The organism is Clostridium sp. (genome assembly GCF_051656525.1).
Classification (GTDB): domain Bacteria; phylum Bacillota; class Clostridia; order Clostridiales; family Clostridiaceae; genus Clostridium.
This window is the reverse complement of record NZ_JBOGCC010000110.1, coordinates 1-15,494: the sequence shown is the minus strand read 5'-3', so window position 1 is coordinate 15,494 and position 15,494 is coordinate 1. Positions and strand designations below refer to the sequence as shown.

Annotated in this window: 15 protein-coding genes; all 15 read right to left on the bottom strand. The window is 29.8% G+C overall.

The window, feature by feature from the left end; genetic code table 11:
* Positions 1-302, bottom strand: a 302-nt coding sequence (locus tag ACRDDY_RS04880) for a translation initiation factor IF-2 N-terminal domain-containing protein (RefSeq protein ID WP_438563850.1), incomplete at its 3' end; no start/stop codon positions are given.
* A 22-nt stretch (positions 303-324) separates the two neighbouring features.
* Complete coding sequence (locus tag ACRDDY_RS04875; RefSeq protein WP_438563849.1) at positions 325-636, bottom strand: ribosomal L7Ae/L30e/S12e/Gadd45 family protein; 312 nt, start codon at positions 634-636, stop codon at positions 325-327.
* The gene (rnpM, locus tag ACRDDY_RS04870; protein ID WP_438563848.1) at positions 629-895 is read right to left on the bottom strand and encodes an RNase P modulator RnpM; all 267 of its coding nucleotides are present in this window, start codon (positions 893-895) and stop codon (positions 629-631) included. Before rnpM ends, ACRDDY_RS04875 begins: the two co-directional genes overlap by 8 nt.
* 21 nt (positions 896-916) lie before the next feature.
* Complete coding sequence (gene nusA, locus ACRDDY_RS04865; RefSeq protein WP_438563847.1) at positions 917-2,050, bottom strand: transcription termination factor NusA; 1,134 nt, start codon at positions 2,048-2,050, stop codon at positions 917-919.
* A 15-nt stretch (positions 2,051-2,065) separates the two neighbouring features.
* Positions 2,066-2,524, bottom strand: a complete 459-nt coding sequence (rimP, locus tag ACRDDY_RS04860; RefSeq protein ID WP_438563846.1) for a ribosome maturation factor RimP — start codon at positions 2,522-2,524, stop codon at positions 2,066-2,068.
* A gap of 289 nt (positions 2,525-2,813) precedes the next feature.
* A complete protein-coding gene (locus ACRDDY_RS04855; RefSeq protein WP_438563845.1) occupies positions 2,814-7,160 on the bottom strand; it encodes a PolC-type DNA polymerase III in 4,347 nt (1,448 codons plus the stop codon).
* Positions 7,161-7,217: 57 nt separating this feature from the next.
* Positions 7,218-8,267: a flavodoxin-dependent (E)-4-hydroxy-3-methylbut-2-enyl-diphosphate synthase gene (gene ispG / locus ACRDDY_RS04850; RefSeq protein ID WP_438563844.1), complete on the bottom strand. Its 1,050-nt coding sequence runs from the start codon at positions 8,265-8,267 to the stop codon at positions 7,218-7,220.
* Positions 8,268-8,277: 10 nt separating this feature from the next.
* Positions 8,278-9,300 carry an RIP metalloprotease RseP gene (gene rseP, locus ACRDDY_RS04845; protein ID WP_438563843.1) on the bottom strand — a complete coding sequence of 341 codons (1,023 nt, stop codon included), beginning with the start codon at positions 9,298-9,300 and terminating at the stop codon, positions 8,278-8,280.
* Positions 9,301-9,312: 12 nt separating this feature from the next.
* Positions 9,313-10,467 (bottom strand): 1-deoxy-D-xylulose-5-phosphate reductoisomerase, encoded by a 1,155-nt coding sequence (gene dxr / locus ACRDDY_RS04840; protein WP_438563842.1) that lies wholly within the window; start codon positions 10,465-10,467, stop codon positions 9,313-9,315.
* 19 nt (positions 10,468-10,486) lie between these two features.
* Positions 10,487-11,446, bottom strand: a complete 960-nt coding sequence (locus tag ACRDDY_RS04835; protein ID WP_438563841.1) for an AI-2E family transporter — start codon at positions 11,444-11,446, stop codon at positions 10,487-10,489.
* A gap of 76 nt (positions 11,447-11,522) precedes the next feature.
* A complete protein-coding gene (locus tag ACRDDY_RS04830; RefSeq protein WP_438563840.1) occupies positions 11,523-12,320 on the bottom strand; it encodes a phosphatidate cytidylyltransferase in 798 nt (265 codons plus the stop codon).
* Between the two features lie 16 nt (positions 12,321-12,336).
* On the bottom strand, positions 12,337-13,104 hold the full coding sequence (locus ACRDDY_RS04825; RefSeq protein ID WP_438563839.1) for an isoprenyl transferase: 768 nt from the start codon (positions 13,102-13,104) through the stop codon (positions 12,337-12,339).
* Between the two features lie 54 nt (positions 13,105-13,158).
* Positions 13,159-13,716, bottom strand: coding sequence for a ribosome recycling factor (gene frr, locus ACRDDY_RS04820; RefSeq protein ID WP_438563838.1), 558 nt, complete (start codon positions 13,714-13,716; stop codon positions 13,159-13,161).
* 11 nt (positions 13,717-13,727) lie between these two features.
* Positions 13,728-14,438, bottom strand: coding sequence for a UMP kinase (pyrH, locus tag ACRDDY_RS04815; RefSeq protein ID WP_438563837.1), 711 nt, complete (start codon positions 14,436-14,438; stop codon positions 13,728-13,730).
* Between the two features lie 91 nt (positions 14,439-14,529).
* The gene (tsf, locus tag ACRDDY_RS04810; RefSeq protein WP_438563836.1) at positions 14,530-15,438 is read right to left on the bottom strand and encodes a translation elongation factor Ts; all 909 of its coding nucleotides are present in this window, start codon (positions 15,436-15,438) and stop codon (positions 14,530-14,532) included.
* Positions 15,439-15,494: the final 56 nt, after the last annotated feature.

Genomic DNA, 15,494 nt, shown 5'->3' with positions numbered 1-15,494 from the left:
CTATTTGCAGCAGCTAAAGCCGCAGCTTCTGCTTCCATTTGCTTTCTAGTTTTCTTTTTCTTTCTATTTCCTTTATTAACTTCCTCAGCTAATATATCTTCGTATTCATCTACTAAAGTTTTCTTAATGATGTCTTCTCCACCTTCAGCTACAAGCTCTTTTATAAGCTCTGCATCTTCTTCTTCAATGATACTCATATGGTTTTTCGCCACAACGTTAAATTCTTTTTTTAATAATTCAATTAAGTCAACTGAACTTACGCCAAGTTCCTTTGCTAATTCATATACCTTAATTTTTGACATACAGTCACCCCCGGTTAAATTTTTACATTTTCGGATCCTCCTTGTAAAGACTTAATAATTTATTTGCCATATTTTTATCTTTTATAGCTAATATTTTTATCTCTTCTTTACCTATAGAAGCTCCTAATTCTTCTTTATTAAAATCTTCAATATACGGTATGTTCTTTTCTTCGCAATGCTTTAAAAACTTTTTCTTAGATGATTCTGATGCATCTTTTGAAATTATAAAAAGCTTTAGTCTTGCTCTGTTTCTTTGTTCATCACATTTACTATAACCTTCTATTAAATTACCTGATCTCTTTACAAGACCTAAAAAATTGAAAAACTTATTCATGATTCATTTCTTCCCTTAGTCTATTATAAATCTCTTCACCAATTTGAACATCTAAATTTCTACTTAATCTCTTTGTCTTATAAGCCTTATTTAAGCAGTCTTCTGATTTGCATACATATGCTCCTCTTCCAGGTTTTTTCCCTACAAGATCAATTGAAACTTCACCCTCTTTAGATTTTACAACTCGTATAAGTTCTTTTTTAGGTTTCATTTCTGAGCATCCTGTGCACATTCTCAAAGGTATCTTTTTAATTTTCATAAAAATCACACCTCACTTTAATTACTCTTCAATCTCTAAGATTTCATCTATTATTTCATTTACAACTTCTTCTTCGATTTCTTCAGCAATTTCTTTTTCTTCAGCCTCAACTTCACTTTGACTTTTGCTTTTTATATCTATTTTCCAATTAGTTAATTTAGCTGCAAGTCTAACATTTTGCCCTTCTTTACCAATTGCTAAAGAAAGTTGATTATCATCAACAACTACTTCTGCTGACTTAGTTTCTTCGTTAGCTACTACACTTATAACTTTTGCAGGACTTAATGAATTTGATATAAACTCTGCTGGATCTTTGCTCCATTTAATTATATCAATCTTTTCATTTTTAAGTTCATTTACAACTGCTTGAACTCTGATTCCTTTTGGTCCCACACATGCTCCCATTGGATCTATCTCTTCATCATTTGAGAATACTGCTATTTTACTTCTTGAACCCGCTTCTCTTGAAATACTTTTAATTTCTACTATACCTTCTTGTATTTCTGGAACTTCTAATTCAAATAGTCTCTTAACTAATCCCGGATGTGTTCTTGAAACGTGAACTTGAGGTCCTTTTGGAGTTGATTTAACTTCAACTATATATAGTTTTAACTTTTCGTTAAATTTATATTCCTCACCTTTCATTTGTTCATTTGGTCCTATAACACCTTCAATTTTACCAAGGTTTACAAAAACTAAACCTTTATCTTTTCTTATTATAGTTCCTGTGATTATATCAAATTCAAGTTCTTTATATTCTTGGAATATAATACTTCTTTCTGATTCTTTTATTCTTTGAGTTACCATTTGTTTTGCATGTTGTGCTGCAACTCTACCAAAATTCTTTGGAGTAACTTCAATCTCAACAATATCATCTACTTCAAATCTTGGATTTATTTCTTTTGCTTCTTCAAGGCTAATTTCTGTTACATCATCAAATATCTCATCAACAACAACCTTTTGTGCAAATACTTTTATTTCACCATTATCTTTATTTATTCTAACCTTAACATTTTGAGCATTTGTATATTGGTTTGAATAGTTTTTCTTATAAGCTGATACCATTGCATCTTCAATAGTTGCAAATAATAAATCCTTACTTATTCCTTTTTGTTTAGTTATCTCTTCAAGAGCTACTATAAACTCTTCATTCATCTTAGTTTCCTCCTCTTATAGCTCCCCTTGTATGTTCGCTGATTTTATTTTTTCTGTTGGAATATTTATAGTAACATCCCCATCTATAATTATATCACTTTCATTTACTTTTCTTAAAATTCCTGTGATATGTTTTTTTCCATCTATTGCACTTGTAAATTTAACAAATACTTTTTTACCTAAAGCATTTTTAAAATGTTCCTCTTTAAATAAGCCTCTATCAATCCCTGGTGATGATACTTCTAAATAGTATGATTTATCAATAGGATCTTCAGTATCTAAAACATCACTTATTTGTCTCGAAACAGCTTCACAATCAGTTAACTTTATTCCCTTTTCGCTATCAATATAAACTCTTAAATAGTTTTCCCCATCTTCACGAACAAATTCTACATGATATAATTCATATCCTAATTCATTTGTAACCGGTAAAAATAACTCTTCTAATTTTTCCATTAAAGCATCTTTTTTCATATGTTAACCTCCTTTTAAATATTCAATTTTTATTATTATTCCCTAAAAGTACTTTTTTAATTAAAAACGCAACTAAAACAAGTTGCGTTTATTAAATAGAAAGAGCGGGATAAATACTCTCCCACTCCTTTCATACTTCCGTGCAATAATCTTTTCTTTATAATGATACCATACTCTCTCATTTAATTCAAGTTTTAATTTTTTATCAGCCCTTTAATGATAGCTCCTCTTTTTATATTTTTCCTAATATATAAATTATTTTTATCTAACAGTTAATACTCTTAATTCATTAAAAGAGCGAAAGCTGATTTGTCTCTGGTACTCCTTCTAAGCATCCATGATTTGATAAAGTTTCTATATTAGTTTTTGTTATTTTAGCTCTAAGCCTTAAATCTTCTTTCGATATAAATTCTCCATCTTTTCTAGCTTCAACTATAGCTTCTGCTGCATTTGCTCCAACTCCTTGAAGTGCACTTATAGGTGGTCTTATAACTCCTTCTTCTTCAATTATAAATTTAACTGCTTCTGATTTATAAAGATCTACCTTTAAGAATTTAAGTCCTCTTTTACTCATTTCATAACAAAGTTCAAGTGATGTTATCATTCCTTTATCTTTCACAGTTGCGGCATTTCCAAGAGCATATAACTCTTCAAGTTTTGCAACTATAGCACTCTCCCCTTTTGATATAAGTTCTGCATCAAATTCATCTGCTCTAACTGTAAAGAATGTAGCGTAATAAGCTTCTGGATAGTATACTTTATAGTAAGCTATTCTAACTGCCATCATAACATATGCCACTGCATGCCCTTTTGGAAACATATATTTAATTCTTTTACAAGATTCAATATACCACTCTGGCACATCATTTTCTTTCATTAAAGTTTCGTCATCTTCACTTAAGCCTTTACCTTTTCTTACTTTTTCCATTATTGTAAAGGCAGTTTTAGGTGGTAATCCTCTATACATTAAGTAAACCATAATGTCATCTCTTGTTGATATACAGTCTTTTAATGTTGTATATCCTTCTTTTATAAAATATTGAGCATTATTAAGCCAAACGTCAGTCCCATGTGAAAGACCTGATATTCTAACTAAATCTGCAAAAGTTTTAGGCTGTGTATCTATAAGCATTTGTCTAACAAATTTAGTTCCAAACTCAGGAAGTCCATAACTTCCAACTTCACCAAATATTTCACTACCTATTTTTTCTCTCTCTATTCCAATTCCTTTTCCACTTGTAAAAAGACTAATTACTCTTTTATCATTTAAAGGAATAGTTTTAGGATCAAGACCTGTTAAATCTTGAAGCATTCTTAACACAGTAGGATCATCATGTCCTAGTATATCAAGCTTTAAAAGTCTACCACTAATTGAGTGGTAATCAAAATGAGTAGTTATAAAATCTGCTGAATTATCATCTGCTGGATATTGTATTGGTGTAAAGTTAAATATTTCATTATCACTAGGCACAACCATAATTCCTCCTGGATGTTGTCCTGTCGTTCTCTTTATCCCTGTACATCCAAGAGTAAGTCTTTCAATCTCCGCATTAGATGTCCTTATTCCTCTTTCATCTAAATATTTTCTTACATATCCATAAGCAGTTTTCTCTGCAACTGTCCCTATTGTTCCTGCTTTAAATACAAATCCTTTTCCAAATAAAACTTCTGTATATCTATGGATATCAGCTTGATTATCTCCTGAGAAGTTAAGGTCAATATCCGGCTCTTTATCTCCCTCAAATCCAAGGAAAGTTTCAAAAGGTATATCATGCCCATCCTTTATATAAGTAGTTCCACACTCTGGACAATTTTTGTCTTCTAAGTCTGCCCCTGAACTTATTGAACCATCTAAGAAAAATTCAGATTTTTTACAATTAGGGCATACATAATGAGGTGGAAGTCCATTAACTTCTGTTATATCTGACATTGTTGCTACAAATGATGATCCAACCGATCCCCTTGAACCAACTAGATATCCATCTTTTAAAGATTTTGCAACTAATTTTTGTGCAATAAGATAAAGAACTGCATATCCATTGTTTATAATTGAATTTAACTCTTTATCCAATCTTTTTTGTATAACTTCTGGTAAATCATCTCCATATATGTTATGAACCTTTGTTAACACCATATCTTTTATTTCTTCTTCTGCACCTTCTATTTTAGGTGGGTAAGTTTCATCTGGAATAGGTTTAACCTCTTCTACTTCATCTGCTATTTCATTAGGTGCTGTTATTACAACTTCTTTTGCTTCATCAATTCCTAAGTATCTAAATTCTCTTAACATTTCATCTGTTGTTTTATAATATAAAGGTGGCTGATCATCAGCATCTTTAAATCCTTTTCCAGCCATTATTATTTTTCTAAAATCACTATCGTGTGGTTCTAAGAAATGTACATCTCCTGTTGCTACTACTCTTTTTCCCAATTTTTTTCCTAGATTATATATTTTTTTGTTTATCTCTCTTAATTCTTCTTCATCTTTAACATTCCCTTTATCTATAAGGAATTTATTATTTCCAAGTGGTTGAATTTCTAAATAATCATAAAACTCTGCTATTTTTTCAAGTTCTTCATCACTTTTTCCTGATAAAACAGCCTTATATACTTCTCCCGCTTCACAAGCTGAACCTATTATAAGTCCATCTCTCATACTTTCTAATTTACTTTTTTTAGTTCTAGCACTTCTAAAGAAATTATCAACATGAGCTTCTGATACTAATTTATATAAATCTTTTATTCCTTTTTGATTTTTTGCAAGTATTATTATATGTGAAGTAGGTTGCTTTTTAACATCAAATTTTTCTAAAAATTTCTCATTTAATTCTTTCAATGTTGTTATTTCTAACTCCTCTTCCATCTTCTTAAAGCAAATTAGAAGTATATCACAAGTAGCTTTTGCATCATCTACTGCTCTATGGTGATTTTCTAAAGATATTCCTAAATGTTTAGCTACAATATTTAATTTTACTTTCTTAAGTTCTGGATATAAAAATCTAGAGAGTGGAACTGTATCTAATACAGTAAAATCATATTTTAAGTTTTGTAATCTACAATTATGCTTTATAAAAGATGTATCAAATGCTGCATTATGTGCAACTAATACATTTCCTTTACAAAATTCTAAAAAATCTGGAAGAATTTCTTCTATAGTTTTTGCTCCTTCAACCATAGTATCAGTTATTCCTGTAAGTTCTGTTATTTTATACGGTATATTTCTTTCTGGATATACAAACTCACTAAATCTATCAATTATTTTTCCATTTTTAATTTTTACTGCACCAATTTCAATAATTTTATCATTCTTAGGTGAAAATCCTGTTGTCTCTAAGTCAAATATTACATATTCACTGTTTAAATCTTGACCTCTTTCATCTAACACTACTGGTACTCCATCATCAACTAAATATCCTTCTACTCCATAGAGAACTTTTATTTTATTTTTCTTTGCAGCACTTTGTGCATCTGGAAATGATTGAACTCCTCCATGGTCTGTTATTGCAATTGCTTTATGTCCCCATTTAGCAGCTCTTTCTACAAGTTTTCCAACAGATGTCATTCCATCCATTGTACTCATAGCTGTATGAAGATGAAGTTCTACTCTCTTTTCAGATGCTCCATCCATTCTTTCTATCTTTTTCATCCTTACTATATCACGACCCATTATAACTACTTCTCTAGCATATGTGTCATAAACAGCTTCTCCACGAACTTTACAGTAAAGTCCTTTTTTAACATTATCTAAAACTTCCTCTTTCTCTTTTTCCTTTAAGAAGCATTTTACAGTTATAGAACTTGTATAGTCAGTTATATAGAAAGTTAGAATTGTTTTTCCTGTTCTTGTTTCAATAGTTTCAGTTTTAAATATTTCTCCAATTATCGCAACATATCCCGATGTTTCATCTATTTCATCAATAGTTATAGGCTCATCTTTTATGCCTCTTCCTAAAATAGTATTTTCATCTTTAGGTTCACGTCTATAATTTTCCTTATTATATGTGCTCTTTTGTTTAGGTTTTTCTTCTTTTTTAGCCTCTCTTTGCTCTCCATTTGAATGACTTAATTCTCTATTTTTAACTGCATCTTTCATTATTTTTAAGTATTCTTCTTGTTTAGCTTCTTCATAACCCTTATCTTCTAACTTTTCATTATAAATTATTTCAACTAATGGATTTACTCCAAAAATATCATTTATCTTTCTTGTTATTTCTTTTCCTACATTTTTTCTTTTAGCATGGTCTACAATCATTTCACAACCATACTCTATAATAACTTTTTTATCCTCTACTCTTCTATTTTTAGAATAAAGCATAGCTGTAGCTAATGGAACCTTTTTACCTATTTCCATAACTATATCCATCCAATGCTCTTTTACTATATTTTCTAGAGGCATTCCTTCTACATCTTTAAAAATTTGAAGTTCAATCTTAAAATTCTTTCCTATTCTACTTTCTATAAGCTTTACTATGTAATTTTCTTCATCTTCTGTTAGTGATACCTTTGTTTTTAATATTACTTTAAGAACATTACTCTTCTTAAAAAATTGAAATCTTTTTAAAGATAATTCCTTATCTTCTAAAGTTTCATTTTTATTTATTTCTTTATTTAAAACTTTAATAAAGTCTTCTCCCATGCTTTCCCCTCCTCTTAAAAATTAGAGTCCTCAAAAATAATTTTGAGGACCTCCTTCTTATAGAGATTCTATTTCTTTCAATAATTCTTCTACTAATTCTTCTTCTTTTACTTTTTTAATTATTTCGCCTTTTCTAAAGATTATTCCAACACCTTTTCCACCAGCAATTCCAATATCTGCTTCTCTAGCTTCTCCAGGCCCATTTACAACACAACCCATTACAGCAACCTTTATCTTCTTTTTAGAACCCTTAAGTCTTCTTTCAACTTCTTCTGCAATTTCAATAAGTTTTATTTCTGTTCTTCCACATGTAGGGCATGAAATAAATTGAATTCCATTTTCATAAAGCCCTAAAGCTTGAAGTAATTCTTTTGCAACTTCAATTTCATCTAAAGGATCTGATGTTAGAGAAACTCTTATAGTATCTCCGATACCTTCTGCTAAAAGTGTTCCTATTCCAACACTTGATTTTATTGTTCCTTTAAATTTAGTTCCTGATTCTGTTACTCCTAAATGAAGAGGATAATCAACCTTTTCACTCATAAGTCTATAAGCTTCTATCATCATTCTTACATCTGATGATTTTATTGAAATAATTATATCATAAAATTCTAAGTCCTCTAATATTTTAACATGTCTTAGTGCACTTTCCACTAGTCCTTTAGCAGTAGGTTTACCATCTCTTTCTAAAATATCTTTTTCTAAAGACCCTGAATTCACTCCTATTCTTATTGGAATATTTTTCTCTTTTGCTTTAGTTACTACTTCTTTAACTCTATCTATACTTCCAATATTACCTGGATTTATTCTTAATTTAGAAATTCCATTTTCTATTACTTTAAGTGCTAGTCTATAATCAAAGTGTATATCGGCAACTATGGGTACTGGTGATTTTAAAACTATCTCTTTAATAGCCTCTGCAGCCTTCATATCTGGAACTGCACATCTTACCATTTGACATCCTTCATTTACTAATTTGTTTATTTGTTCTAGCGTTTTCTGTACATCTCTAGTATCTGTATTTGTCATTGACTGAATTACTACTGGATTATCTCCTCCAATTTTTAATTCACCTATTTTTACTACTTTTGTTTTTCTTCTTTCCATTGTTTTCTCCTTATAGTCCTATAGGGAATATTATATCTTTAATTGTTACTAAAACCATTATAACCATAAGCATAATAAATCCTATAGCATTTATTACATTTTCAACTTTCGTTGGAACTTTTATTCTTGTTATCATTTCAAATAAATAGATAAGACATCTTCCACCATCTAAAGCTGGAAGTGGCAATGCATTTATTACAGCTAAGTTTATACTTAAAAATGCTGTTAAATTTAGAAGTGGCCATATCCCCATTTTTGCAGCTTCTCCTGTCATTTTTATTATAGTAACAGGTCCACCTACATCCTTCGTAACAGACCCCTGCCCTGTTACAAGCATTTTAAGACTTCTATAAGTTTGCTTTATAACACTTACACTTTCTATAACTCCATGCTTAAAACTTTCTGTAAGCGTTGGATTTTTTATATCCTTAAACCCTACACCTATTAAATAAGCTCCCTCTATTTCTTTTGGCTTTAAATTTACATTTAAATCTTTTCCATCTCTATCTATTAAAAGATTTACATCTTTTCCATTAGACATTCCAACTTCTGCTGTTATATCGGTAGTTGCAATAACATTTCCACCATTAATTTTCTTTATAACATCTCCAGGTTTTATTCCAGCTTCCATAGCTGGACTTCCTTTTGCTACTTCCCCTATTGTTGGTACTGCATATCCAAAATGACTTCCTATAGCTCCAAATATTATTATAGATAGCATTACATTCATAAACACTCCTGCCACTATTACTAATATCTTTTGAATTGGTCTTTTACTATTTAAAGTTCCCTCTAAATCAGTTTCCCCCTCTTCTTCATCACCAATTTCACCTGCCATTTGAACATATCCTCCAATTGGCAGTATCCCTAATGAATATTTAGTATCATTCTTATTTATTGTAAATAGCTTTGGCCCCATTCCAATTGAAAATTCAATTACTTTTACCCTATTTATCTTAGCTAATATAAAGTGTCCTAGCTCATGAACTATTATTAATGAACTAAAAGCTAGTATCGCATAAATTATATACAAACCCTCTTCCTCCTAAAAACTATTTCTTACATACTCTTTTACTTCTCTATCTAAGTTTATAATATTTTCAACAGTTAAATCGTCATCTATTCTTTCTTTATAAGTTTCTATAGCCTTCTCTATAATGTCTCCTATCTCTAAAAACTTAATTTTTTCTTCTAAGAATAATGACACAGCTTCTTCATTAGCTCCATTTAAAATGGTTGGCATAAGCCCCCCTCTTTTTCCTGCTTCAAAAGCTAATTTTAGACATTTAAAAGTATCCATATCTGGCTTCTCAAATGTTAAACTACACATCTCATAAAAATCTATAGCTTTTGCAATCTCCTCTTTCCTCTCTGGATAGTTAAGTGCATATTGTATAGGTAATCTCATATCAGGAGATCCTATTTGTGCTATTACACTATTATCCTTATATTCTATCATTGAATGTATCATACTTTGAGGATGTACTACAACCTTTATATTATCATAATCACAATTAAACAAAAAATGAGCTTCTATAACTTCTAGTCCCTTATTCATAAGAGTTGCAGAATCAATTGTTATCTTTCTTCCCATACTCCAGTTTGGATGATTTAAAGCATCTTTTAATCTAACCTTCTTCAATTCTTCTAATTTTCTTCCTCTAAAAGGACCACCAGATGCTGTTAATAAAATATTTTTTATTTCATTTTCCTTATTTCCTCTAAGTGCTTGGAAAATTGCACTATGCTCAGAATCTACTGGAAGTATTTTCACTCCATTTTCTTTTGCTTCTTTCATAACAATTTCTCCTGCTACTACAAGGGTTTCTTTATTAGCAAGTGCAATATCTTTCTTAGCTCTTATAGCTTCTATCGTTGGTCTAAGCCCTATCATTCCAACTACTGATGTTACTACAGTATCAACTTCTTTTAGTGTAGCAATCTGTATGAGGCTTTCAATTCCACATCCCACTTCAATATCTAATGATTTTTCTTTAGTATATTTAAGTAATTCCTTTGAAGAATTTAAATCCATCATTCCCACATATTTAGGTTTAAATTCGTCTATTATTTCTTTCATTTTTTCTACAGATGTATTCGCAGTTATACCTATAACCCTTATATCTGAACTTTTTCTTATTACATCTAGGGTTTGCATCCCTATAGACCCTGTAACCCCTAATATTGATATGTTCTTCATCTATTTTCCTCCAGGCTTTCTAATTTTCATTTATTATATCTAATAATGTCATACAAAATATTGGCCCTATAAATATTCCAATAAATCCAAAAATTTTCACCCCTATATAAATAGATAAAAATGATAATAATGGATGTATATTAAACTTATTGCTAACCAACTTTGCCTCTAATATCTCTCTTATAATTTGTATAAGTAAATAAAGACATACTAATCCAAATGATATTAAATACTTTTTTACAATAATATTGTATATTATTATTGGTATAAATACAATTATAGTTCCAACATAAGGTAAAATATCTAAAATACCGCATACTATACCTATTAATACTGAATTTTCTATTCTAAGTACTTTAAAACCTATAATAATTATTGTTGTGGAAATCATTAATAATACAAATTGTATCTTTAAAACATTTTTTAAATTTATCATTATTCTTAAAATACGCTTATTTATTTTATTTGGAATCAATTCCTTTATTTTTCTTTTTATTTTCTCTTTATCTGCTAAAGCAAAAAATGTACATGCATTTCCTATGAAGTAAGCTATAATATTATCACCAGTTGTTTCTGCTCCAATCTTAATATAATCAAAATTCATTATATTTCCTATACTTTTTATTATATTTATTTCTCCTATAATACCTTCTATAAACTTCTCACCCTTCATTAATATTTCTTTTATCTCCATTACATTATTTCTTATAATTTCACTTATTTCACTATATAATGCATTCCATAAATAAAGTATAGTAATTATAACTATAGCATTCAAAAACAAAATTGTTATTCCTGCACTAAGTCCTTTATATCTTATTTTTTCTCTTAAAAATTTATTTATGGGATTTCCTAAAAAATATAATATTAAAATCCATATAAATGGTTTAAAATATTTTTCTACTAAAAAAATAAAAATTACTATTCCAATCCCCCAAATAAAAATTTCTTTTATTTTTTCTAAATTTAAAGTTCTCATAATCTTTCCCTCCACATAAGTATTTATATGCAAAAAAAAAAGCCTTATGAAGAAGTAATCTTCAAAGACTTTAAATCTATCTAACTATAAATGTTAAATAATAAAATACTATTAATCCTGAGAACAAAATACTATCAAATCTATCTAGTATTCCACCATGTCCTGGTATAAGCTTACTATAATCTTTTATACCTACATATCTTTTTACAGATGATGCAACCAAATCTCCAAATTGGCTAAATACTCCACATAAAGCTCCTATAATAAAGAAATTATAAAGTGGCATTATATAAATATTAAAACCAAAGAATAATATTACTCCAAATAAACCACATCCAATTGTAGCTCCAATAGCTCCTCCAATTGACCCTTCAATTGTTTTCTTTGGACTAACCTTTGGACAAAGTTTATGTTTTCCAAATAACTTTCCAGAATAATATGCTGCGGTATCAGTTACCCATGAACCTATAAATATAAGCCATACTAAGAATTCTCCTCCATTTTTTGTACTAACTAAATAAATAAAAGAGAACAATATTCCTACATAAAGGAATCCTAAAATAGTGATTCCTACATCTATAAATGTATATTTTAAATTTATTACTGGTAACATTAATAAAATAAATGTTATAAAAATTAATGCATACATAGTAACTGACAAGTCATTATTAGTTAAATAATAAATAACAACTAAAAGATATCCTGCAATTGGAAAAGGTTTGAAATTTTTCGCCTTTAAGGCATTATAAAATTCATGTAATCCAATTAATGATAATGCTACAGTTAATCCCTCTAAATATATTCCACCTAAAAATATAAATATAATAAATGGTGCTATAATCAGAGCTCCTAAATATCTATTATCTGATTTCACTAAAAAATCACCTCTTTTATTTTTTTATTCCCCCAAACCTTCTATCACGTCTTTGGAAGTCATATATTGCTTGGTGAAGGTCTTTTTCTTTAAAATCTGGCCAACATATATTTGAGTACCAAAACTCTGAATAAGCACATTGCCATAATAAGAAATTACTTAATCTTTGTTCCCCTGATGGTCTAATAATAATATCAGGATCTGGAACTCCTTTTGTATATAAATAATTTTCAAACATATCTTCATTTATATCTGAAACTTCTATTTTTCCATCTTGTATTTCTTTAGCTATCTCTTTAATCCCTCTAATTATTTCATTTCTACCGCCATAATTAAGGGCTATATTCATAGTTATACCTGTATTATCTTTTGTTCTCTCTATAGACTTTTCTATTTCCTCTACACACTCTTTAGGTAACATACTTATATCACCTAAAACATTTATTTTAACACCCTTTTTATGTAGTTCATTTATCTCTTGTCTTAAATATTGAACTAAAAGCTTCATTAAAGCTCCAACTTCCTCTTTAGGTCTTTTCCAATTTTCAGTTGAAAAAGCATAAAGAGTCATATACCTTATGCCTAATCTATCTGCTTCTTTTAATATTCTTCTTATTGTTTCTACACCAGCTTTATGCCCCATAGTTCTTGGAAGCTTTCTTTTTTTTGCCCATCTTCCATTCCCATCCATTATTATAGCAATATGCTGTGGTATATTTTCCATATCAATACTTATATCTTCTTCTGTTCCTTTTACTTTTTCACCTTTAAAGAACTTTATCATATCAAAATCTCCCCATATAATTATTTAAAAAACCTGCAAAAGCAGGTTTTTTAATTAAATTGACATAACTTCTTTTTCTTTAGCATCTACTAAACCATCTATTTCTTTTGAAAACTTATCAGTGATTTTTTGAACATCACCTTCTGCTTTTTTAACTTCATCATCAGTTAATTCCCCATCTTTTTTAAGGGCTTTAATCTTATCATTTGCATCTCTTCTTATAGATCTTAATGCAACCTTTGAATCTTCTCCTACTTTTTTAACATTTTTAACAAGAGTTTTTCTTGTTTCTTCTGTTAATTCAGGAATTATAAGTCTTATTATGCTTCCATCATTTGAAGGGTTTAATCCTAAATCAGATACTAATATTGCCTTTTCTATATCTTTTAATAAAGATGCTTCCCAAGGTGATATTTGTAATACTCTAGGCTCTGGTGCTGAAATATTTGCAACTTGCGAAAGTGGACACATACTTCCATAATACTCTACTTGAACTCTATCAAGCATAGTTGGGTTTGCTCTTCCTGCTTTCATTGTTGATAAATCAGTTTTTAAAACACTGATAGTTTTTTGCATTTTTTCTTCTGAATTTTTTATAATGCTCTTAACCATATATATCCTCCTTATTTTGAAACTATAGTTCCTATTTCTTGACCTGTAATAGCTTTTTGTATATTTCCTGGTTCATCTAAACCAAAAACTAATATTGGAATTTCATTATCCATACATAGAGATATAGCTGTTGAATCCATAACTTGAAGTCCTCTTTCTAAAACCTCTATATAAGATAGTTTATCATATTTTACTGCATCGTCAAACTTGTTTGGATCTTTATCGTAAACTCCGTCAACATTTTTAGCTAAAAGTATAGCATCAGCCTCAATTTCAGCTGCTCTTAATGCAGCAGTTGTATCAGTTGTAAAATAAGGATTTCCAGTTCCTGCTGCAAATATAACCACTCTTCCTTTTTCTAAGTGTCTCATAGCTCTTCTTCTAATAAAAGGCTCAGCTATCTCTTTCATTTCTATAGCAGTTTGAACTCTTGTATTTACTCCTAATTGTTCTAATGAATCTTGAAGTGCTAAAGCATTTATACAAGTAGCCATCATTCCCATGTAGTCAGCAGTTGTTCTATCCATACCTTCTCCGCTTCTACCTCTCCAGATGTTTCCACCACCAACAACAGCTCCAACTTCAACACCTTGCTCTACTAAAATCTTTATTTCCTCAGCAATTCTTGTTGCCATAGTAAAATCTATCCCAAATCCATTATTTCCTGCTAATGCTTCTCCTGAAAGCTTAAGCATTACTCTCTTGTATTTACAATCAGCCATTTTCAAATCCCTCCAAAATTTCAACTTTTTATATTTTATTTAATTTTTCAAAAAAAGAGAACACAAAGTGTTCTCTCCTCAGAAAGTAGAATTATTTACCCATTTGTTTTGCAACTTCTGCAGCAAAATCCTCTTCTACTTTTTCGATTCCTTCTCCTCTTTCGAATCTAGCAAACTTGCTTATTGTCATTGGAGAACCTACTTCTTTTGATTTTTCTTCTAATAATTTAGTTATTGTTTTATCTCCATCTTTAACCCAAACTTGGTCTACAAGACATACTTCTTTGTAGTACTTTTGAATTCTTCCAGTAACCATTTTTTCAACGATTTTTTCTGGCTTTCCTTCATTTAAAGCTTGAACTCTATAGATTTCTTTTTCTTTTTCTAAAGATTCTGTATCAACACCATCTCTGTTTAAGAATAATGGGTTAGCAGCTGCAACTTGCATACAAACTTCTCTAGCTACTTCAGTAACTACTGGACTGTTAGCTTCACAAGCGATTTCTACTAAAACTCCAATTCTTCCACCACCGTGGATGTAGCTTTGAATAGCTCCTTTTTCGATTGACATTCTTTCGAATCTTCTAACTGTCATGTTTTCACCTAATTTAGCAACTAATGCTGTAAGTGTTTCAGAAACAGTTTTATCTCCCATTTTTTCATTTACTAACTCTTCAACAGTTTGAACGTTTGAGTTAGCTGCTAATTTAGCTAATTCTGTAGCAAATGCTACAAACTCTTCGTTAGCTGCAACGAAATCTGTTTCACAGTTTACTTCTACCATAGAAGCAACTTTATTATCTTCTGATACGTAAGTTTTAACTATACCTTCAGCAGCAACTCTTCCTGCTTTTTTAGCAGCAGCAGCTAATCCTTTTTCTCTTAAAACTTCAACAGCCTTTTCTAAATCTCCAACTGTTTCTGTTAAAGCTTTTTTACAGTCCATCATCCCTGCACCAGTTTTTTCTCTTAATTCTTTAACTAACTTTGCTGTAATCATTATTCAATTTCCTCCTTAAATATATAAGCATTATGTCTTTTTAGGATAAAAGGTAA

What these genes read in the sequence shown, in the direction of transcription:
- ACRDDY_RS04875 (WP_438563849.1), bottom strand. Translation starts at nt 636, where the DNA reads ATGAATAAGTTTTTCAATTTTTTAGGTCTTGTAAAGAGATCAGGTAAT.
- rnpM (WP_438563848.1), bottom strand. Translation starts at nt 895, where the DNA reads ATGAAAATTAAAAAGATACCTTTGAGAATGTGCACAGGATGCTCAGAA.
- nusA (WP_438563847.1), bottom strand. Translation starts at nt 2,050, where the DNA reads ATGAATGAAGAGTTTATAGTAGCTCTTGAAGAGATAACTAAACAAAAA.
- rimP (WP_438563846.1), bottom strand. Translation starts at nt 2,524, where the DNA reads ATGAAAAAAGATGCTTTAATGGAAAAATTAGAAGAGTTATTTTTACCG.
- ACRDDY_RS04855 (WP_438563845.1), bottom strand. Translation starts at nt 7,160, where the DNA reads ATGGGAGAAGACTTTATTAAAGTTTTAAATAAAGAAATAAATAAAAAT.
- ispG (WP_438563844.1), bottom strand. Translation starts at nt 8,267, where the DNA reads ATGGAAAGAAGAAAAACAAAAGTAGTAAAAATAGGTGAATTAAAAATT.
- dxr (WP_438563842.1), bottom strand. Translation starts at nt 10,467, where the DNA reads ATGAAGAACATATCAATATTAGGGGTTACAGGGTCTATAGGGATGCAA.
- ACRDDY_RS04835 (WP_438563841.1), bottom strand. Translation starts at nt 11,446, where the DNA reads ATGAGAACTTTAAATTTAGAAAAAATAAAAGAAATTTTTATTTGGGGG.
- ACRDDY_RS04825 (WP_438563839.1), bottom strand. Translation starts at nt 13,104, where the DNA reads ATGATAAAGTTCTTTAAAGGTGAAAAAGTAAAAGGAACAGAAGAAGAT.
- frr (WP_438563838.1), bottom strand. Translation starts at nt 13,716, where the DNA reads ATGGTTAAGAGCATTATAAAAAATTCAGAAGAAAAAATGCAAAAAACT.
- pyrH (WP_438563837.1), bottom strand. Translation starts at nt 14,438, where the DNA reads ATGGCTGATTGTAAATACAAGAGAGTAATGCTTAAGCTTTCAGGAGAA.
- tsf (WP_438563836.1), bottom strand. Translation starts at nt 15,438, where the DNA reads ATGATTACAGCAAAGTTAGTTAAAGAATTAAGAGAAAAAACTGGTGCA.